Here is a 22200-nt window from a genome sequence, read left to right on the forward strand (position 1 = left end):
CTGAAGAGTGGCACCGATGTCAGAGGTACGGGTCGTCGTCATCGACTGGACGGAAACAGGCGCGTCCCCGCCCACCGGGACCGACCCGACCTGGAGACGACGCGAAACACGACGCGTCGCCAGAGGCCGGGCCGGCAGGGAGGGCAGGCCGAGCGCGACCGGCTCGACTGCTGTCATCGTCAGGTCACTTCGCCCTGTTGGAGGCGACCGTCTCACGGGCGGCGCGGATGGACTCCTTCAGGGAGCCCATGGTGGCCATGACGGCCGTGGGCTCGTAACCGCAGTGCGCCATGCAGTTGTCGCACCGGTCGTCCTTGCCCCGGCCGTACTTGTCCCAGTCCGTCTCGTCCAGGAGCTTCTGGTACGTGGCCACGTACCCGTCGGCCATCAGGTAGCAGGGGCGCTGCCAGCCGAAGAGCGAGTAGTTGGGGATCGCCCACGCGGTGCAGGGGAAGTCCGCCTTGCCCTCCAGGAAGTCCAGGAAGAGCGGGCTGTGGTTGAGCCGCCACTTGCGCCGGTTGCCGTCGTCGAACGCCTTCTTGAACAGCTCACGGGTCTGCGCCACGCCCAGGAAGTGGTCCTGGTCGGGCGCCTTCTCGTAGGCGTACGCGGGAGACAGCATCATCTCCTCGACCTTCAGATCGTCATTGAGGTAGTTCATCACCTCGATGATCGTCTGCGGCGTGTCGGTGTTGAAGAAAGTGGAGTTCGTGGTCACCCGGAAACCGCGACGCTGGGCTTCCTTGATCGCGGCCACGGCCTCGTCGAAGGTGCCTTCCTTGGCCACGGACTCGTCGTGCCGCTCGCGCATACCGTCAATGTGAACGGTAAAGGCAAAGTAAGGAGAAGGTGTGAACTTCTCGATTTTCTTGCGCAGCAGAAGGGCATTGGTGCAGAGGAAGACGTACTTCTTCTTCGCGACGAGTTGCCGGACGATCTCGTCGATCTGGGGGTGCATCAGCGGCTCACCACCCGCGATGGACACCATCGGCGCGCCCGACTCCAGCACCGCGCCGACGGCCTGGGCCACCGGCATGCGCTGCTTCAGCACATTGGCGGGGTGCTGGATCTTGCCGCAGCCCTCACACGCGAGGTTGCAGGCGAAGAGCGGTTCGAGCTCGACGATGAGCGGGAACTTTTCGCGGCGCCTGACCATTTTCTGTTCGAAGAGGTACGACGCGACACGGATGGTCTGACGGAGCGGCATAGCCATCTAGCTCACCTCCAGGGGAGCACGGTAGTGCGGTGCCAATCAAGAAAGGCAGGAACAAGATCTCTGAGCACCCGGAATGCGATGATCCCGGTGCGAAGCGTTCCGACACGTACGAGTTCAAACTCGGGCGTGTCGACGACGACTCGGGCCGCCGCGATGTGGCGCGCGCCTTCGGCGAGCGCGGCGCGTCGCATCGCGGCCGATTCCATGTCCACGGCGATGGCACCGGTCGCCGCCAATGCGGTGCGCTCGGCGCCCCGCACGACATGGTCGGATTCTGCGAGGGGGCCGGTGTGCACGGTGTGACCGGCCGCCTTGAGCGCGGCGGCGAGCGCCTCGCTCTCGTGGCCGTCCTCGGCGACCACGACGTCACCGGGGCGCATGCCGGGCGCGAGCCCGGCACAGAAGCCCGTGGTGAGGACGGCCGAGCCGCGCAGCTCCGGTTGGTGCAGGGCCTCACGGACCACCCGGTCGGCGGCCGTGGGTCCCATGCCGGTCCTGAGCACGGTGACCCTTTCGGCGGCGTTCCGGGCCGCTCCCCTGCGCAGCGCGACCTTCTCGATGCGCAGGGCGCACACCACCAGCAGCGGCGGTCCTGTACGGCCCACGAACTAGGCCCCCTTTCCAGCGGTAGTTCCGGCGGTGACGGCCGGGGCACCCGCGGTACCGAACGGCTCGTCGCGGACGTATCGCCCGAGGGCGGTCAGCGGGAAGACCATGCGGTAGAGGTGGTAGTTGATCGAGAAGTCGCGGGGGAAGCCCGTACCGGTGAAGTACGGCTCGTCCCACGACCCGTCGGGGAGCTGGGTGTCGGTCAGCCAGCGCACCCCGCGAGCGACCGCGTCACCGTTCCGTTCGCCCGCCGCCAGCAGCGCCATCAGCGCCCACGCGGTCTGCGAGGCGGTGGAGGCACCGCGGCCCACCCATTCCCGGTCGGAGTAGGAGCGCAGGTCCTCGCCCCAGCCACCGTCGTTGTTCTGCACCGATTCCAGCCAGCTCACCGCCTTGCGGATCGCCGGGTGGCTCGACGGCAGACCGGCCGAGGCCAGCGCGGGGACGGCGGACCCCGTGCCGTAGATGTAGTTGACCCCCCAACGGCCGAACCAGGCGCCGTTGTCCTCCTGTTCCGCCAGCAGCCACTCGATGCCGCGGCGGGCGTGCTCGTCGTTCTCGAGACCGAGCGCGGCGAGCATCTCCACCACGTGCGCCGTGACGTCGGCCGACGGCGGGTCGATGACCTCGCCGAAGTCGCAGAAGGGCAGCCGGTTCGGGAACCTGCTGGTGTTGTCGGCGTCGAAGGCGCCCCACGCGCCGTTCCGCGACTGCATCCCGACATTCCAGCGCACGGCCTTCTCCACCGCGGAGTCGACGCGCGCCCGGTCCGGGTGGTCGATCCTGCGCAGGGCGAGGACGACCTCGGCGGTGTCGTCGATGTCGGGATAGATGTCGTTGTGGAATTCGAACGCCCAGCCGCCCGGGGCGAGCTGGGGCCGCTGCACGGACCAGTCGCCCGGCCGGGTGATCTGCTCGCCGAGCATCCATTCGGCCGACTTGACGAGCGCCGGGTCGTCCGCGGGGAGGCCCGCGTCGGCGAGCGCGATGGCGGCGAGGCAGGTGTCCCAGACCGGGGACTGGCACGCCTCGATCATCCGGACGCCCTCCTCGGGCCACACGGCGAAACGATCCAGCGAGTCGAGACCGGCCTTGACCACCGGGTGGTCGAGCTCGTAGCCCAGCAGGTGCAGGGCGATCACGGAGTAGACGGCGGGTGGCTGGATTCCTCCCCAGCAGCCGTCGGCCTCCTGACGCTCGATGATCCAGCGGGCACAGGCGTGCATGGCGCTGCGCCGCACCATGCGCGGGCTGAAGCGGCGGTAGACGTGCAGCACCTGGTCGAGCCGCTCGAAGACGCCGTCCCAGGTTCTGATGGAGGCTCTGCGCCGCTTGGGGTTGGGCTGTTCGGGGTTGATGTGCAGCTCGTCGATGCCGAACGGCGCCGGGCGGACCGGGCGGTGGGCTCCGACGACGGTGAGCGGCACGATGGTCTGCCGCGCCCAGCAGCCGAACGAGTAGATGTTCAGCGGCATCCACTTGGGCAGGTAGATGATCTCGGGCGGCAGTTCCGGGAGGTCGTCCCAGCTCCACCAGCCGAACAGGGCCAGCCAGATGCGGGTGAAGACCCGGCTGGCCGCCACTCCCCCTTCGCCGCGCGACCACTTGGCGGCGAGTGCCATGTGCGCCTCGTCCGGGGAGTCCCCGGCGAGTCGCAGCGCGACATACGCCTCGATGGTGGCCGACACGTCGCCCGGCCCGCCGTGAAAGGTGGGCCAGGCGCCGTCCTCACGCTGCTGCGAGCGGATCCACCGGGCGGAGGCCGCGGTGGTCTGCTCGTCCTGGATACCGAGGAACTGTCGGAGCAACAGATCCTCGGCGTCCATCGTCACGTTCGTTTCGAGGTCGCCCTTCCACCATCCGTCGGGGTGCTGCCGTGCCAGAAGGTGGTCTGCGGCGCGCTGCACGGCACGCTGCGCCGCCGCCTCGGTGCCGTCGGCTGGAACAGGGTCCGGCTCCGAGGTGCTGCTGGCCGAAGGTGTCCGGTGGGTTGGCGTCCCTGGACTGCCATCGGTCGTCGCTGTCATGGCTTCCCCTTTGCAGTTGAGACTATCTGCGGTGTTGGGGCGGCCGTCGGCCGTCACATAAGAGGGACCGGCGACGTTAGCGCTCCACGTTTCGTTCTGTTGTTCTCTTTATTTCTCGCGGACCACCACAAAATCCGCGAGACCAACGAGCTTACGTTGAATTTGTTCCGGCATATCCATTTTGTCCAGCGCGGCGATGGCGGTCGCGTACTGCCTCCTGGCCTCCTGGGAGGTCCACTCACGTCCACCGGCCTCTTCGATCAACGCCGCGCGCATAGCGAACTCTTCCTCGCTGAAGGCACCGGTTTCAGGATTCTTCGCGTCCGCCGCGAGCAGTTCACCCAGGCGCTCCGACGCGGACCCTCCCGCGGCGAGCGCGGCGACCACGGGAAGCGACTTCTTGCGCTGCCGCAGATCGCTCCAGGTCTGCTTTCCGGTGGCCGCGGGGTCGCCCCAGATGCCCAACAGGTCGTCCACCGCCTGGAAGGCGAGCCCCAGGTGGTAGCCGTACTCCTCCAGCGCGTCGGCGTCGGACTCCGAAGCCCCGCCGAGCACCGCGCCGATGGAGGACGCGCAGGCCAGCAGCGCGCCGGTCTTGTTGCCCTCCATCTCCAGGCACTCCTGGACGGTGACCCGCTCGCGGTGCTCGAAGGAGATGTCCTGCGCCTGACCGTCGATCAGTTTGCGGGTGGCGGTGGTCAGCCGGCGGGTGGCCCGGCCCGCGTCGACCGTGCCCTGCTCCAGCAGCAGCTCGTTGGCGAGAGCGAAGAGCGCGTCGCCGACCAGGATCGCCTGGGCGGGACCGTGCACCTTCCACACCGTGTCGCGGTGCCGCCGCTGCTCGTCGCCGTCCATCAGGTCGTCGTGCAGCAGCGAGAAGTTGTGCACCAGTTCCACGGCGACGGCGCCGGGTACGCCCGTCTCGGCCGAGGCGCCCGCGGCCTCCGCGGACAGCAGGGCCAGCGCCGGGCGTACGGCCTTGCCGCCGTCGCCGTCCGCGGGGCGGCCCGCCTCGTCGATCCAGCCGAAGTGGTAGGCGGCGACGGTGTCCATCGGGGGTGCGAGGCGGGCCACGGCCGCGCGCAGTACGGGTGTGGTCAGGATGCGGCCGTTTTCCAGCAGTTCGATGACGCCGGTGGCGGTCACGTTCTCTCCTCTGGTTGCACCAATAGCACTCATGCCGCCTCCAGGACGCCGTTGTCGAATGGCATCCCGAGCGCGGACAACGCTTCTCGGGAGGCGTGCAGGCCGCTGCGCACCGCGCTCTCCATGGTCGCGGGCCAGCCGGTGGCGGTCCACGACCCGGCCAGGTACAGGCCGGGGGCGCGGGTCACCGGACCGGGCCGCAAGCTCCCGACACCCGGAGTGGGCGCGAAGGTCGCGGTGCGTTCCCGGGTGACGAAGAAGTCGCGGACGCCCGCGCCGCGGGCCGCGGGCAGCAGCCGTTCCAGCTCGGGCAGGTAGCGGGCGCGCAACTCGGCCACGGGGAGGTCGATCTCGTCCTCCACCGCCGACTGGGACACGGCCACGTACTGACCGCCGCCGGTGAGCCCGGAACTGACGGTGCGGTCGAAGACCCATTGGACGGGGCTGCCGAGTGCCGCGAAGAACGGCTGTCGGAGCACCTGTCTGTTGTAGATCACATGCATATTGAGGATCGGAGCGGTACCGATGCGCAAGAGCTTTTCCGGATCTTCGAGCGATCCGGCGGGCAGCAGGCCGTGTGCCTCGCGCTGCGGGACCGCCAACACCACGATGTCCGCGTCGAGTTGCTCGCCACGTCCCGGTCCGGTCTCGATCGAGACATGCCAGCCGCCGTCCGCCGCCTCTTTGATGCCGGTGGTACGGGAGCGCAGCATGGTGCGTACGCCCGCGGCGTCCAGCGCGGCGCGGGCCCGGCCGTCGTGCAGGTCGCCCAGCGGCGCCGAGGCCCAGCCGATGTCGGCGGCGCCCGGGTCGGAGAGCAGTCCGGTCTTGAAGACCTTCGCGGCCAGGCCCAACGAGGCGTCGGCCGACCGCGCGTTGAGCGTGGCCACACCGACCAGGTCCCACAGCGCCTCGATGGTGCGCGCCGACTGCCCGCGCGCGCTGAGCCAGCTCGCGAAGTCCGTACGGTCCAGGGCCGGGTCGTCCAGGTCGAGGCGGCCCAGCGCGAGCGCGGCGCGGCCCACCGAGGCCCGTTCACGCAGGCTCAGATGCGGGTAGCGGACCAGGCTCGCGGCCAGGTGCATGGGCACCGGCAGCGCGGTCCTGGACAGCCGCCCCAGCCGGAGCGTGTCGGCCTCCAGCACCGGTACGTCCAGCCGGTCCTGAAGGGTCACCAGGTCGCGGGCCGCGATCCGATCGATGAACCACTGGTAGGCGTCGCAGCAGCGCAGAAAGACGTGCTGGCCGTTGTCGACGGTCAACTCGCCGCGTTTGAAGGAGAAGGCGAGGCCGCCGAGTCGGGGTCTGGCCTCGGCAAGGGTGACGCGCACCCCGGCGTCGGCCAGCGCGAGCGCGGCCGTCGTACCGGCGAGTCCGCCGCCGACCACGACGGCGGTGCGCATGCCACCGCCGTCGGTGGTGATCCGCTCATGCGTGGTCATGCGTCCTCCCCCCTTCGGCCCCGCCGTGTCCAGCGCGGCGAACCGTTGCTGGCAGTGACGCCGTACGTGTCCCGGTGGTTGCCTCGTCGTTCGCGTACCGTGCCCCGTGCCGTGCGCGCGGACCCGCGCCGTCGCGGGACGGTCTCACGCGTCACCTCGTGGGGAGCGGGCGGTACTGCGGGCGTCGAGCCCGGCGAGGCCGCGGACGGCGACGTACGCCTTCTGCCGTCCGGGCAGTGACACCCGGCCGCGCAGGACGGCCCCGGGGTCGGCGGCGATCCGGTCGAGCAGCCTGCGGTAGATCCCGGCCATGGCCGAGACGCAGGCGCCGCTGCGCCGGTCGAGCATCGGGAGCAGCCGGTATCCGGTGGCGAACAGGGCGCGGGCGCGCCGTACTTCGAATTCCACCAGACCGGGGAAGTCGGAGCCGGGCGGCGCGGTATCGCTGTGGAAACCGGCCGCGCAGCCGAACTTGGCGAGATCCTGGGCGGGCAGGTACGTCCGTCCGTTCGCGGCGTCCTCGCGGACGTCCCGCAGGATGTTGGTGAGTTGCAGGGCGAGGCCGAGCGTGTCGGCATATTCTGCGGCACGCGCATGATCGTGCCCATTCGCGGTGCCGAACACGCCAAGCGAGAGCCGTCCGATCGCGCCGGCCACGCAACGGCAGTACACGGCGAGGTCGTCCCAGGTCTCGTAGGTCTCGCCGCGGACGTCCATCAGGACGCCGTCGATGAGTTCGTCGAGCCCTTCGAGCGGCAGCGGGAAGCGGCGCGCGGAGTCGGCGAGCGCGACCGCGACCGGGTCGGTGTCGTCCTCCGCGACCTCTCCCGCGCGGACGCGGGTGAGCAGCGCGCGGGTGCCGTCGAGCCGCTCGGCCTTCTCCTGCGGCGGCAGTTCACCGTCGCCGATGTCGTCGACCCGGCGGGAGAACGCGTACAGCGCGGACATCGCCTGCCGTTTGGGGGCGGGCAGCAGGCGGATGCCGTACGCGAAGTTGCGGGCCTCGTGGCCGGTCACAGCCTCGCAGTAGCGGTAGGCCGCGAGCACGGGACCGGACGTGTGGGCGGAACCGTTCACGGTCCGGCTCACCCCTCTCTTCGCAATGTCGACCCCACCTCGCGCAGCAGGCTGGGCTTGGTGGCTTTCGGCGATACCGCCAGTACGTCGTACCCCGCCGCTTCGACCGCCTTCAGCGCGGCACGGCCGCCGCCGACGAATCCGGCGAGCAGCAGCCTGAGCCTGCCACGGACGCTGCCCACCAGGGGGGTACCTTCATCCAACAAGTATCCGGCGCGTTCCGCCTCGTGCGCGACCAGGGCGCGCACCTGTGCGCCGGCCGTCGCGGCGGCGAGATCGGCCTCCTCCACCGAGAAACGCTTCATGTCCTCGGCGGGCAGATAGATCCGGTCGCGGCCGAGGTCCTCGGCCACGTCCTGGAGATGCTCCACGATCTGGAGCGCGGTGCAGACCGCGTCCGAGCGCCGGACGCGCTCGGGCGTCGAGGTGCCGGTGATGGACAGCACCAGCCGGCCGACCGGATTGGCGGACAATTCGCAGTACGCCAGCAGGTCGTCGTAGGTCGCGTAGCGCCGCACCTGCTGGTCCTGCCGGTTGGCGGCGATCAGACCGAGGAAGGGCTCGGGGCTGAGGTCGTGGCGGCGGACGGTGGGCTGGAGCGCGAGCAGCAGCGGGTGCCGGGGAGTGCCGTCGAACACGCGGTTGAGGTCGGCCTCGAAGGCGTCCAGCATCGCGAGCCGGTCGTCGGCGGAGTCGGCGGACAGTCCAAGTCGCAGCGCGTCCTCCCGGCCGCCCCCCGCCAGGTCGCCGTCGCCGATGTCGTCGACCAGCCGGGCGAATCCGTACACCGCCATCAGGTCCCGGCGCCAGGCACGCGGCAGGAACACCGGTGCCACGGGGAAGTTCTCGCGCGCGGCCTTGTCCAGGACGGCCCGGGACTCGGCGTCCCCGGTCACCATGCTCTTCCCGGCACACAGGCGGCGAGCGTGCCCCGGAGCAGGATGGTCCCGATCATCATGGCCGCCACACCCCCCGTTCTACACCGCCCAGCAGAAACTTCCCATTTCGGACACGCCGCACCGGGTGTCGCACCCGGGTGTCGGTCAGCGGTTTCGATCATCTCCAGGCTCCCAGCACCGGTACAGCTTACGACCGGTGATGCTGCGGCGTACGCCGGGGGCGTGACACGTGGTGGGATTGAAATACAAGGTCCCCGCCGGATCGTCCGACGGGGACCTCGTACGCCTGCGAGCAGGCCGGGAACGCTACTTGCCGGTGTACTCCTCGTACGCCTTGAGCACGTCGTCGGTCAGACCGTCCATCAACAGCTCGCCCTTCTCCAGCCACACCACGCGGTCGCACGTGTCGCGGATGGAGTTGTTGTTGTGGCTGACGAGGAAGACCGTGCCCGCTTCCTTGCGCAGCTCCCTGATCCGGGCCTCGGACCGGCGCTGGAACGCGCGGTCGCCGGTGGCCAGCGCCTCGTCGATCATCAGCACGTCGTGGTTCTTGGCCGCCGCGATCGAGAACCGCAGGCGCGCCGCCATGCCGGAGGAGTACGTCCGCATCGGCAGTGAGATGAAGTCGCCCTTCTCGTTGATGCCCGAGAAGTCGACGATCCCCTGGTAGCGGCGGCGCACCTCTTCCTGCGTCATGCCCATGGCCAGACCGCCCAGGATGACGTTGCGCTCACCCGTGAGGTCGTTCATCAGCGCCGCGTTGACGCCCAGCAGCGACGGCTGGCCGTCGGTGTAGATCTTCCCGCTCTCCGGCGGCAGCAGACCCGCGATGGCGCGCAGGATCGTCGACTTGCCGGAGCCGTTGGAACCGATGATGCCGATCGCCTCACCGCGGTACGAGGTGAAGCTGACGCCCTTGACCGCGTGCACCCGGCGGACGTTCGGCGAGCCCTTGCGGGAGATCAGCCGGCCAAGGGCGGCGGTCGCACTGCCCTTGCCGGTGCCCGCGCCGTGCACCGTGTAGACGATGTGCACGTCGTCCACTATCACGGTGGGAACGCGGCTGTCGGAGGGCTGCTGTGCCCTCTCGACGCTCTGCTGCTCAGCCACGGCCATATTGCTCCTCCGCCTTCCAGAAGTAGACGTAGCCGCCGACGCCCACCAGCACGGCCCAGCCGACCGCGGACGCCCACACGTGCGGCGGCAACTGGGAGGAGGTCACGCTGTCGATGAGCGCGAAGCGCATCAGATCGATGTAGACCGCGGCCGGGTTGATGTCGAGCAGGATGCGTACGAAGTGCGGCGCGGTGCTGGTCAGCTTCTCGATGCTGTACATGACGCCGGACATGTACATCCAGGTGCGCAGGATGAACGGCATGAGCTGCGCCAGGTCCGTCATCTTGCTGCCCAGCCGCGCCACGATCAGCGCCAGGCCGGTGTTGAAGACCCACTGCGTGATCAGCGCGGGGAACATCAGCAGCCAGGAGGCGTTCGGCACCTCACCGGTCATCAGCACGATCGCCAGCAGGACGAACATCGACATGATGAGCTGCTGGAGCTGCATCAGCGTGAAGGCGATCGGCATCGAGGCGCGCGGGAAGTGCAGCGCCCTGATCAGACCGAGGTTGCCGGACACCGCCCGCACGCCGCTGAGTACCGAGGACTGCGTGAAGGTGAAGATGAAGATGCCGGTGACCAGGAAGGCGATGAAGTTGTCGATGCCTTTGCTGGTGCCGATCAGCAGGCCGAAGATCAGGTAGTACACCGCCGCGTTCAGCAGGGGCGTCATCACCTGCCAGAGCTGGCCGAGGCGGGCCTGGGTGTACTGCGCCTGGGTGCGCGCCTTGGCGAACTCGTTGATGAAATGTCGACGGCCCCAGAGCTGCCGTGTGTACTCCACCAGGCCGGGCCGGGCGCCACTGACGGACAAGCCGTACTTGGCCGCTACCTGGGCGGGGCTGAGGCCGTCATCGGCCGTGGGTGCCGGGGGGACACCGACGGCGACCGCACCATTGTGCGTTGTCTCGCTCACAGTTGACACTTTCGTCCTCAAGGTGCGCGCCGGGGCAGGGGAATCCCGGGCTGCGCCTGATGCTCTCAGGTCCGAGCTTGTCAGATGATCGGGGGTCGGCCTAGCCGGGTCAACCTCCAGACGGTCCGCCAGCGCATCGGCCGCCGTTGGCCACAGGGGGTTGTCCATCCCTCACGGAATCCGCCGAGCCACGCTCGCAGCGCCGGCCCGGACGGCCTGCGCACCAACGTCAGCGCGAACCAGACGCCGAGGTACGCCGGGACCAGCGGCCAGGGCAGATTACGCCGGGCCAGCCACACCCGGTTACGGGCCACCAACCGGTGGTACACCGCGTGCCGGGCGGGTGAGGTCGCCGGGTGGAACAGCACCATGTCATGCCGATAGTCGATCAGCCAACCCGCGTCAAGAGCGCGCCAGGCCAGATCTGTCTCCTCGTGCGCGTAGAAGAATTCGGCGGGCAGCGGACCGACCTGCTGGATGACGCGGCTGCGCACGGCGCACGCGCCGCCCAGGAAGGTGGTGACCCGCGAGTCCCGCATCGGGTCGGCGGCGCGCAGCCGGGGGACGTGCCTGCGCTGCGTCTGCCCGGTCTCGGGGTCGGCGATCCGGAAGCTGATGATGCCCAGCTCGGGGTCGGCCTCGAAGGCCCGCCTGACCAGCTCCGCGGTGTCGTCGCCCGGCAGCAGCCCGTCGTCGTCCAGGAAGAGGACGACGTCCACTTCCTCGGCGCCGGGGCCGAACATCTCGATGCCGACGTTGCGCCCGCCAGGGATGCCCAGGTTCTCGGGCAGCTCCGCGGTGCGCACCTCGGCGGGCAGCGGCGGCAGCGGTGACCCGTTGCCGACCACGGCGACCGTCACCGGCGGGCCCTGCTGCTTGGCGACCGAGTCCAGCAGGTCGTTCAGCTCCGCGGGGCGGTTGCCCATGGTGATGATGACCGCGCCGACGCGCAGCGGCGTCCCCTGCGTGCTCACTTCAGCCTGCTGGAGGCGAGGACGGAGACCAGGTGCAGCAGGGTCTGGAGCAGCGCGATGCCCGCCAGCACGGCGACGCCGAGCCGGGTGAAGAACAGGTCGCCGCGCGCCTGGTCCACGATCGCGAGCAGCAGGATGAGCAGGGACGCCTCGACGCCCAGCACGAGCCGGTGCCACTTCAGCGCGGCGGCGGCCTTGCGGGCCAGCGCCACTCCGGAGGAGCGCGGCTCGGACGCCGCCTCCTTGACCGGCGGGAGCCCGCCCTGGTGCCGGGCGACCCCGACGAGGTCGGTCTCGGCCTTGATCAGCACCGCGCCGAGCGCGGCGAGGGTGCCGAGGAACGCCCACAGCCAGTCGATCCGGCCGCTGCCCCACAGGTCGGCGGCGCGCAGCCCGAAGCCGACCAGGACGGCGGCGTCGCACAGGTAGGCGCCGACGCGGTCGAGATAGACGCCGGACAGCGAGAACTGCTGCTTCCAGCGGGCGATCTCCCCGTCCACGCAGTCCAGCAGCAGGTAGAGCTGCACCATCAGCACGCCGAGGACGGCGCCCGCGATCCCGGGCACCAGCAGCGCCGGGGCGGCGAGGACGCCGAAGACGGTCATGAGGTACGTCAACTGGTTGGGCGTGACGCGGGTGGGCGCGAGGTGCCGGTCTATGCGCAGCGACAGCTCACGCATGTAGAGCCGGCCGGCCCAGTGTTCGCCGCTGCGGCGGTCCTTGACCCCGGGGGGGTGAACGACCGGGCGCAGTTCAGCTACTGATGGCTTTGACATAGTCGACGTATGCGTCCCTGATCTCGGTGGCGGAGAGGTCCAGGTGTTCCAGGATCGTGAAGCGGCCGGGGCGGGTCTGCGGCGCGTAGCGCACCGCTTCGACGAACTCCGGTTCCGTGAAGCCGATCTCCTCGGGGAGAACGGGCAGTCCGTGGCGGCGCAGGGTCTCGGCGATGAGGCCCGACTCCTCGCGCGCGCCGCGCAGGTGCATCGCGAAGGCGGCGCCGATGCCGACCTGCTCGCCGTGGGCGGCGGCCCGCTGCGGGTGGAGCAGGTCGAAGGCGTGGCTGATTTCGTGGCACGCGCCGGACGACGGGCGGGTGTCGCCGCTGATCGACATGGCGATGCCGGTCAGCACCAGGCCCTCGGAGAGCGTGACCAGGAAGTCGTCGTCGCCGATGCCGCCGGGGTGCCGCAGCACGGACTCGCCGGCGCTCCTGGCCATCGCCGCGGCCAGGCCGTCGATCGGCTCGCTGTTCTCGCGGTGGGACAGCTCCCAGTCCGCGAGCGCGGAGAGGTTGGAGATCGCGTCGCCGATGCCGGCCCTGACGTAGCGGGCGGGCGCCTCGCGGATCACGTCGAGGTCGATGACCAGCGCGATCGGCGTCGGGACGCCGTAGGAGCCGCGCCCGTTGTCGTTGTCCAGGGTGGCGACCGGTGAGCACAGGCCGTCGTGCGAGAGGTTGGTGGCGACGGCGACCATGGGAAGGCCCACCCGTGCGGCGGCGTATTTGGTGACGTCGATGATCTTGCCGCCGCCGAGGCCGATGACCGCGTCGTAGCGCTTGCCGCGCATGGAGTCGGCGAGCTTCACGGCCGCGTCGATGGTGCCGCCGTGCACCGGGTACCAGTCCGCGCCGGGCAGCTCGGGGGCCAGCCGGTCGCGCAGCTTGAGCCCGGAGCCCTCGCTGACGGCGAAGGCGAGCTTGCCGGAGGTGGAGATCCGCTGATCGGCCAGGAGTACGGCCAGGTCGGCGATCGCGCCGCCCCTGATGTCGACGACGACCGGGGAGGGGATGAGCCTGGTCAGTACTGGCACGCAATCACCCGCCCCTTGGCGAGGTCGTCGTTGTTGTCGATCTCGACCCAGGCGACGTCACCGATCGGGGCGACGTCGATGGTGAAGCCGCGGTTGACCAGCTCCTGGTAGCCGTCCTCGTAGTACAGGTCGGGGTCGCGCTCGAAGGTGGTCTTGAGCGCGTCGGCCAGCTCGGCCGCCGCCTCGCCCTCGATGAGGGTGACGCCGATGTACTCACCGGTGGCCTCGGCCGGGTCCATCAGCTTGGTGATCCGCCGCACTCCCCTGCCGGGCTCGGCGACGACCTTCATCTCCTCGTCGGCGAGGTGCTTGACGGTGTCCAGGGCCAGAACGATCCGCTTGCCGCCGCCGCGCGCGGCCAGCAGGGTCTTCTCCACCGACACCGGGTGCACGGTGTCGCCGTTGGCCAGAATCACCCCGTGCCTGAGGACGTCGCGCGCGCACCAGAGGGAGTAGGCGTTGTTCCACTCCTCGGCCTTGTCGTTGTCGATCAAGGTGAGGGTGAGGCCGTATTTCTCCTCCAGCGCCGTTTTGCGCGCGTAGACCGCTTCCTTGCGGTAGCCGACGACGACGGCGACCTCGGTCAGGCCGATCTCCGCGAAGTTGGACAGGGTGAGGTCCAGGACGGTCAGGCTGTCCGCAGCCCCTTCGGGACCGACGACCGGCACCAGCGCCTTGGGCAGGGTGTCGGTGTGGGGGCGCAGGCGTCTTCCGGCGCCGGCCGCCAGCACGAGGCCGATCATGCGGGTTCTCCTGTTTCGTCGTGTACAGCGGGAGCCCCTGCGGACACCCAGAAGCGGACGCTCTCGGTGAGGACCAGCAGCGCGAGCGCCGCGGCGAGCACCGTCAGCGCGACCGTGAAGCCTGTGTGGTGTGCGACGGCGGCCAGGAGGGCGACCACCAGGGTGCGGCCCTCGTGTCCGCCGGCCGCCCGCACCAGGGCCCGCGGCGGCGCCCCGGTGCCGCCGCGGATGCGGTACACCGTGTCGTAGTGATGGTAGGCGACCGCGGCCACCAGGCCGAAAGCAGCGGGCAACGCTCCGTTTACCCCGGAGACGGCCGCGAGGGCCAGCACCGTGCCGTACTCACCGGCCCTGAAGATCGGCGGGACCAGCCAGTCCAGGGCCCCCTTGAGCGGCCGGGAGACGGCGAAGGACGAGGTCAGGACGTAGACCACGGCCACCAGCGGCGGCCACCAGCTGCCCCGGGAGGAGAGCGCGGCGGTGGCGGTGACCGCGGCGGCGCCGAGCAGGGCGACCGCGGGCGCCGCGAAGGACGGCATACGACCGGCGAGCGGGCGCAGTATCCGGGCCCCGGCCTCGGCGAGCGGCCCGCTGTCGGCGAGGTCGGCGAGCGCCTGGGCGGCCCGGTCGGTGCGCTGGGCCTTGCGGGTGAGTGAGCGCAGGACGCGGCCCGCGGTGGTGTAGCAGGCGGCGAGGCCGCAGCCGACCAGCAGGACGACGAAGGTGACGCGCGGGGTGGTGACCGCGGTGAGCACGGCTATCAGCGCCCAGCGCTCGCCGATCGGCAGCACGATCATCCGCCGTACCCACACCGTCCAGCCGACGCTGTCGAGCCTGCCGGACAGCGCGGCGGTGGGGCTGGTGTTGGCGGTGGCGTCGTGGTTGGCCTCGTTGAAGGCGAAGTCGACGACATGGCGGCAGGTCTGGAGGACCATCGCGCCGAGCGCGAGCGCCCATACGTCGTGGCCGCCGCGGGCGGCGCCGAGCGCGAGGCCCGCGTAGTAGGCGTACTCCTTTGCCCGGTCGAAGGTGGCGTCGAGCCAGGCGCCGAGCGTGGAGTACTGGAGGGAGTAGCGGGCGAGCTGGCCGTCGGTGCAGTCCAGGACGAACGAGGCGAGCAGCAGGACGCCCGCCGCGACGTATCCGGTCCGGGTGCCGGTGGCCGCGCAGCCCGCGGCGATCAGCGCGACCAGCAGCGACGCGGTGGTGACCTGGTTCGGGGTGAGGCCGCGGCGGGCGCACCAGCGGGCGAGGTAGCGCGAGTACGGGCTGATGCAGTGGGTGGTGAAGAAGCCGTCGCGGGACTTCACCGCGCTGCGCAGCCGTACCGCCTCCTCGTCCACGGCGGCGACGGCCTCGGCCGTCGCGGTGCGCTCGGCGGTGTCGGCGGGGACGGCCGCGACGAGGACGCCCAGCTCGGGGCGGTGCGGGGCGGCGCCCTGCGCGTCGAGGGCGGCGGCCAGCGCGTCGGGGACGATGCCGGGCAGGGTGGCCGCGCGGGCGGCGGGGGCGGTGTCACCGTCGGCGGCGGACAGCAGGGTGCCGCCGGGGGCGGCGGAGGCCGATACGGACGAGGCCGGTACGGAGGGAGCGGTCTGCGACGGGACGGTGGCGCCGCCCTGCGCGGTCAGCCCGGTGACCGCGGCGGTCAGCGCCTGGCGGCCTGCGGCCTTCGCGGACACGGCGCCCGGAATCGCGGCGGTGTCGAAGCGCGGGTCGGTCAGGGCCAGGCGCAGCGCGTGCCGGTGGCCGACGAAGCGGCGGTCGACGACGGCGACCCGGTCGGCAGCGGGCACCTGGGCGAGCCGCGCGGCGACGGCGACGGGCGTGTCCGCCTCGACCACCTGGAATCCCAGCGCCCGCAGGTCGTCCGCGAGCGGCGACGCTGATCCCGCGGCGGGCGGGCCGGTGAGAATGGCGGTCGACAGAGGAACTCACTCCCTGGATGCGTGCGAAGGGCTTGCCTGTACGAGCCGCGGTCGGCAAGTCCGGGCCAGGCACGACGGCAGAGGCTATCGGATCCACGTCCGCCACCGTTCACCGCCCGTTCGCCTGAACTTGGCGTGCCCGGCGTGATCATCATCGTTGATCACGGGCGCCCGGACAAACGACGGACGCGCTCACCCGTACGGGTGAGGTGGGCGGTGTTCCCCGCGCCCCTTCTGCGCGCCTCATCACCGCAGGTCACCGCACATGACAACGGTCTCCAGTACCGGCTTGCCCACGGTGGGTAACCGGTGTTGACTGACCGCCGCACACCGGATGGCACGGCGGTCCGACGAGAGGGGGACGCGGCCATGGGGTCAGGCCACGCGCACGGCCACGGCGAAGGTCGCACGCGCAGCGGCGGCCAGGAGCGCGACGGCGAGCGGGAGGACGGCGGCGACGGCGGCCGGAGGAAGGGCCACGGTCACGACCACAGCCACGGTCTGCGGCCGGGCGCCGACGGCACGGCCGGTTCCGCGTACCGCGGCCGGCTGCGGATCGCGCTCGGCATCACGCTCTTCGTGCTCGCGGTCGAGGTGGTCGGCAGCGCGGTCACCGACTCCCTCGCGCTGCTCGCCGACGCCGGTCACATGGCGACCGACGCGGCCGGTATCGCGATGGCGCTGCTCGCCATCCACATCGCCAACCGCCCCGCCAGCGAGCGCCGCACCTTCGGCTTCGCGCGCGCCGAGATCCTGGCGGCGGTCCTCAACGCGGTGCTGCTCTTCGGCGTCGGCGCGTTCATCTTCTACGAGGGCGTACGGCGGCTGATCAGCCCGCAGCACATCGACGGCGGCGGCACCGTCGTCTTCGGCGCGATCGGCCTGGTCGCGAACTCCGTGTCACTCGTTGTGCTGATGCGCGGGCAGCGCGAGAGCCTCAATGTGCGGGGCGCTTTCCTCGAGGTGATGGCGGACGCGCTGGGGTCGCTCGCGGTGATCGTGGCGGCCGTGGTGTTCATGACCACCGGCTGGCGGCAGGCCGACCCGGTGGCGTCGCTGCTGATCGGTCTGATGATCGTGCCGCGCACTTGGAAGCTGCTGCGCGAGGCCGTCGACGTCCTGCTGGAGGCCGCGCCCAAGGGCGTTGACATGGGCGATGTCCGCAGCCACATCGAGGGGCTGCCCGGTGTGGAGGGCCTGCACGATCTGCATGTGTGGACGATCACCTCGGGGATGCCGGTGCTGTCGGCACACGTGGTGGTCAGCCAGGAGGTCCTGGAGGCGGTCGGCTACGAGAAGATGCTGCACGACCTTCAGGGCTGCCTCGGCACGCATTTCGATGTGGAGCACTGCACCTTCCAGTTGGAGCCGGTCGGGCACGCGGAGCACGAGGCACGGCTCTGCCACTGAGCGGGACGCGAAGTGAGGCAGACTGAGGGCCTGTCGTCGAAAGCGAAGGATGGACATGCCCACCAGTCCTGCCACCGGCCGACCCGGCTCCCCCACCGCCGTACCGTCGCCCAATGGTGTTGCCGCGCAGACCCTGGCAGATGCCGAGCAGACCCCGGCGGGTCAAGCCGTGGCGGAACCGATCCTGCTCGAACTCGTCGACGAGGACGGCCGGACCATCGGCACCGCGGAGAAGCTGTCCGCGCACCAGGCGCCCGGACGCCTGCACCGCGCCTTCTCGGTGTTCCTCTTCGACGGCGAGGGCCGGCTGCTGTTGCAGCGCCGCGCGCTGGGCAAGTACCACTCCCCCGGTGTCTGGTCCAACACCTGCTGCGGGCACCCGTACCCCGGTGAGCAGCCGTTCGTGGCCGCGGCCCGGCGCACCGCCGAGGAATTGGGCGCGGCGCCGGTGCTGATGCGCGAGGCGGGCACGGTCCGCTACAACCACCCGGACCCGGCCTCCGGTCTGGTGGAGCAGGAGTACAACCACCTGTTCGTCGGGCTGATCGGCGACGCGCTGCGGCCGGACCCCGAGGAGATCGACGACACGGCGTTCGTGGGCCCGCAGGAGCTGGCGCGGCTGCGCGCGGACGGACCCTTCTCGGCGTGGTTCCAGACGGTGCTCGACGCGGCGCTGCCGACCGTGCGCGAGGTCACCGGCGGTACGGCGGGCTGGTAGCCCCCGTCCGGCGGTCCCCGTCCGGCACCGGGCAGGACGGGCAGGGCAGCGCGGGACGGGCCGGCAGCAGGTCAGCGCAGGACGGGCAGGCAGGTCAGCGCAGGACGGGCCGGGGTTTCAGAGAGCGGTGGTCCGCAGCGGGAGCGCCGCCCAGATCACCTTGCCGCCGGTCTCGGTCTGCGCGATGTCGCACTGGCCGCCCGCCTCCGCGGTGATCGTCTTCACCAGCAGCAGCCCGCGCCCGCCGGTCTGCCCGTGGTCGGCCTCCAGCGCTCTGGGGCGGTACGGGTGGTTGTCCTCGACGGCGATCCTGATCCAGTCGGCGCCGACCGCGACCTCGACGGTGATCTCGGGCGACAGCACGGCCGCGTGCTTCACCGCGTTGGTGACCAGTTCCGAGACGATGACCAGCAGTCCGTACAGGAGGTCCTCGTCGATCGGCACCCCCTGGTCGGCGATGAGGGCGCGCACCCCGCGCCGCACCGGGGGCACGGACGAGTCGAGAGCCGGGGCGGTGAACCGCCACACCCCCTCGTACGGAGCCGGAGCCGGAGCCTGATCGGGCGGGACGCTCCCGCGCACCTCCATGGCCGCACCCACCGTCGCTTTCGCGTGACGTGTCCCCGCGGCCCCTGCCGACAGCCCCGGCAGCTTCCGCCTCACAGGTCGAGTGTCCGTAACTGCGGGAGCCGAGCAGGCAGGTAACCGTAAGTCCGCACCTTTCTGTAATTTTTGACAGGAAACGATCGCCGACTTCGTTTTTTCGATCGATTCGCGGCAGTCTTCGGACGCTTCCCGAACTCGTCGACCGAGATCATCTGCACGTGCACCGGCGTGCCGGTGCGTCCGGGCGCGGGCGCCGTGTGCCCCCGGCCGTCCGCGCGCCGGTCGATAGGATCTGTCGGCACCGGCCAGCGCATGTCGCCCCCGTGAAGGAGCACGCATGTCCACCTCCGGCCCTGGGCTGCTCGTCAGCGCCGCGGACGGCACCGCGACCGTGACGATCAGCAATCCGGCCCGGCGCAACGCGATGACGACGGCCATGTGGCAGTCGCTGCCGGGACTCCTCCAAGACCTCGCGGTCGATCCCGCCGTCCGCGTGCTGGTCCTCACCGGCGCGGGCGACACCTTCTGCGCGGGCGCCGACATCACCGACCTCGCCGACCCCGACTCGTCGAGCGGCGCGCAGTCCGCCGCCATGGCCGCGGAGGAGGCGCTGGCCGCCTTCCCCAAGCCGACGATCGCGGCCGTACGCGGCTACTGCGTGGGCGGCGGCTGCCAGCTCGCCGTCGCCTGCGACCTGCGCTTCGCCGCGCGGGGCGCCCGCTTCGGGATCACGCCCGCGCGCCTGGGCATCGTCTACGGCGCCGCCTCCACCCGGCGCCTGGTCCGGCTCGCGGGGCCCGGCACCGCCAAACACCTGCTGTTCTCGGCCGAGTTGATCGACGACGAGCGGGCGCTGCGCACCGGCCTGGTGGACGAGGTGCTGCCGGAGGACGAGCTGGACAAGCGGGTCACGGACTTCGCCGGGGTGCTGAGGTCGCGCTCGCAGCTCACCCAGGCCGCCGCGAAGGAGTTCACCGCGACGGCGGACGCGTCGGACGACGCGGTCCGCGCCGCCCACTGGGCCCGGCAGGCCGCCCTCAGCGGCGACACCGTCGAGGGCGTCGCCGCCTTCCTCGAACGCCGCGAGCCGCGCTTCACCTGGACCCCGGCAGCGGACTGAAGCCATTGCGCGGCCGACCGAGCGGAGGAACGAAGTCGATGGCACGGCTCACGACGGCCGAGGTCCGCCGCTGGCGGGCCCGCTCCCAGGGCCTGACAGAGGACGGAAGCGACGGCGCGGGCGACGGGGCGGGCGGCAGCGGCAGCGGCAGCGGCAGCGGCAGCGGCAGCGATCGTACGGTGGCGGACGCCGTCCGGTTCTCGGCCGGTCTCCAGGCGCAGGACGCGAAGGCGTGCCGCCTCCAGGTCAGGGCGCGGACCGGCGGCACGGACGGCGCGCCGACCGCGGCCGAGGTGGACACGGCGTGCGGCGCGGACCGCCGCGCCGTCGTCCGCACCTGGCTGATGCGCGGCACCCTGCACGCGGTGGCGGCCGAGGACGTCCGCTGGCTGACCGCGCTGCTCGGCCCGCGCGCGGCCGACGCGTACCGCGGGCGCCGCGCCCGGCTGGGCCTCGACGAGGAGCTGTGCGAGCGGGCGCTGCCCGCCCTGGAGCGGGTGCTCGCCGACCGGCCGCCCGTACCGCGCGCCGAACTGGTCGACCTCCTCGCGGCGGAGGGGGTGGCCGTGGACCCGGTCGGTCAGGCCCCGGCGCACCTCGTGCTCTTCGCGGCGGCCAGGGGCGTGCTGTGCCGCGGCCCCGAGGCGGCGGGCGACGTGTCCACGTATGTCCTGCGTGAGCGGTGGCTGAAAGACGTCCCCGACGACGGCCCGACCGGTGACGACGCGCTGGCCGAACTGGCCGTCCGGCACGCCACCGCCTACGGCCCCGCCTCGGTCGCCGACTTCGCGCGCTGGTCCGGGCTGGCCCCGGGCCAGGCCAGGCGCGGCCACCGCGCGGCGGCGGACCGGCTCGCGCAGGTCGCGGGCCCGGACGGCGAGCCGCTGTGGGCCGCGGCCGGCACGGCGCCGCCTCCGGCGCGGCCCGCGGACCGGCCACGGGTACGGCTGACCGGGCACTTCGACCCGTATCTGCTCGGCTACCAGGACCGCGACGCCCTGCTCGACCCGGCCTTCGCGACCCGTATCGCCACGGGCGGCGGCATGCTCATGCCCTGTGTGCTGCGCGACGGCGCGGTGGTCGCCACCTGGCGCCACACCTGGCAGGGCCGCCGTCTCACCCTCCGCGTCGAACCGCTGACCGGCCCCCTCCCCGCCCCGGTCGCCGCCGGCATCACGGCCGAGGTCGCCGACATCGGCCGCTTCCTGGGCACGGAGACCGCGTGGGAGTGGGCGCAGGGACTGTAGGCGTCCCCATGACCGGCCCGGCTGAACGCCCAGCGCATACGGGTCGCACCGGTACACGGTCCGCGACGGAGTTGACGCAAGGGTTGCAGGCGTCTCCCTCATGGCTCAGCGGAAGGCTTCAGCGCATACGGGTCGCGCCCACCGGCACGCGGTCCGCGGCGCCCGGCGGCATGGCCGGGTGGCGGCCGAGGAGGATCACGCCGATGGTGATGGCGGCGAGACCGGCGGCCTCCCAGGCGAGGGCGCCGGGGGTGACGCGCAGACGGTCGCCGAGGAAACCTATGCCGCAGGCGATTCCGGCCAGCGGCTGGGCGGCGGTCAGCGCGGGCAGCGACATCCGCAGCGAGGCGGTCTCGAAGGCGCTCTGGACGAGCAGCATGCCGGTGAGGCCGATGACGGCGATGGCGTACGGCTGCCAGTGCACGGCGAGGGCGGCCACACCCTCGTCACCGGCCAGTTGGCTACAGATCCGGGTGAGGGCGTCCTGGAGTCCGTAGAGCAGGCCCGCGGCCAGCGCGAGGAGCGTGGCCTCGGAGGACGGCTGCAGCCGCTTGGCCGCGCCGGTGAGCAGCAGCGCGAGCCCGGCGACGATGCCGAAGACCAGCCAGTGCCGCAGCGCCCCCGCCTCGGCCGCGCTGCCCTCCGGCTGGCCCGCGACGATGAAGGCGGTCACGCCGAGGGCGAGCAGGACGACGCCGCCCCAGCCGCTGAGGCCGAGGGACTGGCGTGGGGTGAGCCAGCGGGCGAGCGCCATGGCGAAGAGCAGATTGGTGGCGGTGAGCGGTTCGACCAGGGAGACCTCGCCGTAGACGAGGGCGACGGCCCCGAGCACCTGGCCGCAGACCATCAGGCCGACACCGAGCAGCCAGTCCGGCATCCGTACCAGGTGCAGCAGCAGCCGGAAGGACAGGAAGTCCGCGAGCGAGGCACGCGCGGCCGCACGCTGCTGCAACACGAAACCGAGGCCGAGGCAGCACGCGGCACTGACTCCCAGCAGGAACACGGCCACGCGGTCACTGTATAGGCACTGACCGCGGGATCGAGGGGTTCCGTGGGCTTCGCCACAGGTCCGCGTCGCCTTCAGGACAGCGACGCGGACAGCTCACCGACAGCTCACCGACAGCTCACGAACAGCTCGCGGACGGCGGTCCCACGGGAGCCGGCCGGCCTTCGGACAGCCGGCCGACGGCC

Annotated in this window: 21 protein-coding genes; 4 read left to right on the top strand and 17 right to left on the bottom strand. The window is 71.4% G+C overall.

Annotated features, from left to right (window positions below; translation table 11 throughout):
* From ACFZBB_RS08915 to ACFZBB_RS08985, 15 genes are all read right to left on the bottom strand, one after another.
* Positions 1 to 177, bottom strand: a 177-nt coding sequence (locus ACFZBB_RS08915; RefSeq protein ID WP_391120116.1) for a flavodoxin-dependent (E)-4-hydroxy-3-methylbut-2-enyl-diphosphate synthase, incomplete at its 3' end; no start/stop codon positions are given.
* 7 nt (positions 178 to 184) lie between these two features.
* Positions 185 to 1213 (bottom strand): adenosyl-hopene transferase HpnH, encoded by a 1029-nt coding sequence (gene hpnH, locus ACFZBB_RS08920; RefSeq protein WP_391119316.1) that lies wholly within the window; start codon positions 1211 to 1213, stop codon positions 185 to 187.
* 5 nt (positions 1214 to 1218) lie between these two features.
* The gene (locus ACFZBB_RS08925; protein ID WP_391119318.1) at positions 1219 to 1821 is read right to left on the bottom strand and encodes a 1-hydroxy-2-methyl-2-butenyl 4-diphosphate reductase; all 603 of its coding nucleotides are present in this window, start codon (positions 1819 to 1821) and stop codon (positions 1219 to 1221) included.
* 3 nt (positions 1822 to 1824) lie between these two features.
* Positions 1825 to 3852 carry a squalene--hopene cyclase gene (gene shc, locus ACFZBB_RS08930; protein ID WP_391119320.1) on the bottom strand — a complete coding sequence of 676 codons (2028 nt, stop codon included), beginning with the start codon at positions 3850 to 3852 and terminating at the stop codon, positions 1825 to 1827.
* A gap of 108 nt (positions 3853 to 3960) precedes the next feature.
* Positions 3961 to 5031, bottom strand: a complete 1071-nt coding sequence (locus tag ACFZBB_RS08935) for a polyprenyl synthetase family protein (RefSeq protein ID WP_188282688.1) — start codon at positions 5029 to 5031, stop codon at positions 3961 to 3963.
* Positions 5028 to 6440 carry a hydroxysqualene dehydroxylase HpnE gene (gene hpnE / locus ACFZBB_RS08940; protein WP_391119322.1) on the bottom strand — a complete coding sequence of 471 codons (1413 nt, stop codon included), beginning with the start codon at positions 6438 to 6440 and terminating at the stop codon, positions 5028 to 5030. The genes ACFZBB_RS08935 and hpnE overlap by 4 nt, the downstream gene beginning before the upstream one ends.
* Positions 6441 to 6584: 144 nt before the next feature.
* Entirely contained in the window at positions 6585 to 7529 is a 945-nt protein-coding gene (hpnD, locus tag ACFZBB_RS08945; protein ID WP_391119325.1) for a presqualene diphosphate synthase HpnD, read from the bottom strand.
* Positions 7526 to 8416: a squalene synthase HpnC gene (gene hpnC / locus ACFZBB_RS08950; protein ID WP_391119327.1), complete on the bottom strand. Its 891-nt coding sequence runs from the start codon at positions 8414 to 8416 to the stop codon at positions 7526 to 7528. Before hpnC ends, hpnD begins: the two co-directional genes overlap by 4 nt.
* Positions 8417 to 8722: 306 nt before the next feature.
* Complete coding sequence (locus tag ACFZBB_RS08955; RefSeq protein WP_391119329.1) at positions 8723 to 9532, bottom strand: ATP-binding cassette domain-containing protein; 810 nt, start codon at positions 9530 to 9532, stop codon at positions 8723 to 8725.
* A complete protein-coding gene (locus ACFZBB_RS08960; protein ID WP_391119331.1) occupies positions 9519 to 10448 on the bottom strand; it encodes an ABC transporter permease in 930 nt (309 codons plus the stop codon). The genes ACFZBB_RS08955 and ACFZBB_RS08960 overlap by 14 nt, the downstream gene beginning before the upstream one ends.
* An 80-nt stretch (positions 10449 to 10528) precedes the next feature.
* Positions 10529 to 11374 carry a glycosyltransferase gene (locus tag ACFZBB_RS08965; protein ID WP_355339541.1) on the bottom strand — a complete coding sequence of 282 codons (846 nt, stop codon included), beginning with the start codon at positions 11372 to 11374 and terminating at the stop codon, positions 10529 to 10531.
* 44 nt (positions 11375 to 11418) lie between these two features.
* Positions 11419 to 12198: a CDP-alcohol phosphatidyltransferase family protein gene (locus ACFZBB_RS08970; RefSeq protein WP_188282694.1), complete on the bottom strand. Its 780-nt coding sequence runs from the start codon at positions 12196 to 12198 to the stop codon at positions 11419 to 11421.
* Positions 12176 to 13237: an iron-containing alcohol dehydrogenase gene (locus ACFZBB_RS08975; protein WP_391119333.1), complete on the bottom strand. Its 1062-nt coding sequence runs from the start codon at positions 13235 to 13237 to the stop codon at positions 12176 to 12178. Before ACFZBB_RS08975 ends, ACFZBB_RS08970 begins: the two co-directional genes overlap by 23 nt.
* Entirely contained in the window at positions 13225 to 13980 is a 756-nt protein-coding gene (locus tag ACFZBB_RS08980) for a phosphocholine cytidylyltransferase family protein (RefSeq protein ID WP_355339445.1), read from the bottom strand. The genes ACFZBB_RS08975 and ACFZBB_RS08980 overlap by 13 nt, the downstream gene beginning before the upstream one ends.
* Positions 13977 to 15908, bottom strand: a complete 1932-nt coding sequence (locus tag ACFZBB_RS08985) for a DUF5941 domain-containing protein (protein WP_391120118.1) — start codon at positions 15906 to 15908, stop codon at positions 13977 to 13979. The genes ACFZBB_RS08980 and ACFZBB_RS08985 overlap by 4 nt, the downstream gene beginning before the upstream one ends.
* 369 nt (positions 15909 to 16277) lie before the next feature.
* Between ACFZBB_RS08985 and ACFZBB_RS08990 the strand changes: the two genes are divergently transcribed.
* Together ACFZBB_RS08990 and idi are read left to right on the top strand one after the other, a co-directional pair.
* Entirely contained in the window at positions 16278 to 17318 is a 1041-nt protein-coding gene (locus ACFZBB_RS08990) for a cation diffusion facilitator family transporter (protein ID WP_391119335.1), read from the top strand.
* Between the two features lie 55 nt (positions 17319 to 17373).
* On the top strand, positions 17374 to 18036 hold the full coding sequence (gene idi / locus ACFZBB_RS08995) for an isopentenyl-diphosphate Delta-isomerase (protein ID WP_355339441.1): 663 nt from the start codon (positions 17374 to 17376) through the stop codon (positions 18034 to 18036).
* 117 nt (positions 18037 to 18153) lie between these two features.
* Here idi and ACFZBB_RS09000 read toward each other — a convergent pair whose 3' ends face one another.
* Entirely contained in the window at positions 18154 to 18624 is a 471-nt protein-coding gene (locus ACFZBB_RS09000) for an ATP-binding protein (protein ID WP_391119337.1), read from the bottom strand.
* Positions 18625 to 18979: 355 nt separating this feature from the next.
* On the opposite strand from ACFZBB_RS09000, the gene ACFZBB_RS09005 reads away from it, so the two are divergent.
* Both ACFZBB_RS09005 and ACFZBB_RS09010 read left to right on the top strand, forming a co-directional pair.
* Positions 18980 to 19762, top strand: coding sequence for an enoyl-CoA hydratase-related protein (locus ACFZBB_RS09005; RefSeq protein WP_391119339.1), 783 nt, complete (start codon positions 18980 to 18982; stop codon positions 19760 to 19762).
* 38 nt (positions 19763 to 19800) lie between these two features.
* Positions 19801 to 21009 carry a DNA glycosylase AlkZ-like family protein gene (locus tag ACFZBB_RS09010; RefSeq protein ID WP_391119342.1) on the top strand — a complete coding sequence of 403 codons (1209 nt, stop codon included), beginning with the start codon at positions 19801 to 19803 and terminating at the stop codon, positions 21007 to 21009.
* A gap of 118 nt (positions 21010 to 21127) precedes the next feature.
* On the opposite strand, the gene ACFZBB_RS09015 is transcribed toward ACFZBB_RS09010, so the two are convergent.
* Positions 21128 to 22018: a DMT family transporter gene (locus ACFZBB_RS09015; RefSeq protein WP_391119345.1), complete on the bottom strand. Its 891-nt coding sequence runs from the start codon at positions 22016 to 22018 to the stop codon at positions 21128 to 21130.
* Positions 22019 to 22200: the final 182 nt, after the last annotated feature.

The organism is Streptomyces sp. NPDC008139 (assembly GCF_042957025.1).
Lineage (GTDB): Bacteria > Actinomycetota > Actinomycetes > Streptomycetales > Streptomycetaceae > Actinacidiphila.

Coding starts and splice junctions, on each gene's coding strand:
- idi (WP_355339441.1), top strand. CDS start 17,374: ATGCCCACCAGTCCTGCCACCGGCCGACCCGGCTCCCCCACCGCCGTA.
- ACFZBB_RS09000 (WP_391119337.1), bottom strand. CDS start 18,624: ATGGAGGTGCGCGGGAGCGTCCCGCCCGATCAGGCTCCGGCTCCGGCT.
- ACFZBB_RS08980 (WP_355339445.1), bottom strand. CDS start 13,980: ATGATCGGCCTCGTGCTGGCGGCCGGCGCCGGAAGACGCCTGCGCCCC.
- ACFZBB_RS08990 (WP_391119335.1), top strand. CDS start 16,278: ATGGGGTCAGGCCACGCGCACGGCCACGGCGAAGGTCGCACGCGCAGC.
- hpnC (WP_391119327.1), bottom strand. CDS start 8,416: ATGGTGACCGGGGACGCCGAGTCCCGGGCCGTCCTGGACAAGGCCGCG.
- ACFZBB_RS08965 (WP_355339541.1), bottom strand. CDS start 11,374: ATGGGCAACCGCCCCGCGGAGCTGAACGACCTGCTGGACTCGGTCGCC.
- ACFZBB_RS08955 (WP_391119329.1), bottom strand. CDS start 9,532: ATGGCCGTGGCTGAGCAGCAGAGCGTCGAGAGGGCACAGCAGCCCTCC.
- ACFZBB_RS08935 (WP_188282688.1), bottom strand. CDS start 5,031: ATGAGTGCTATTGGTGCAACCAGAGGAGAGAACGTGACCGCCACCGGC.
- ACFZBB_RS09005 (WP_391119339.1), top strand. CDS start 18,980: ATGTCCACCTCCGGCCCTGGGCTGCTCGTCAGCGCCGCGGACGGCACC.
- shc (WP_391119320.1), bottom strand. CDS start 3,852: ATGACAGCGACGACCGATGGCAGTCCAGGGACGCCAACCCACCGGACA.
- hpnE (WP_391119322.1), bottom strand. CDS start 6,440: ATGACCACGCATGAGCGGATCACCACCGACGGCGGTGGCATGCGCACC.
- ACFZBB_RS09010 (WP_391119342.1), top strand. CDS start 19,801: ATGGCACGGCTCACGACGGCCGAGGTCCGCCGCTGGCGGGCCCGCTCC.
- hpnH (WP_391119316.1), bottom strand. CDS start 1,213: ATGGCTATGCCGCTCCGTCAGACCATCCGTGTCGCGTCGTACCTCTTC.
- ACFZBB_RS08970 (WP_188282694.1), bottom strand. CDS start 12,198: ATGTCAAAGCCATCAGTAGCTGAACTGCGCCCGGTCGTTCACCCCCCC.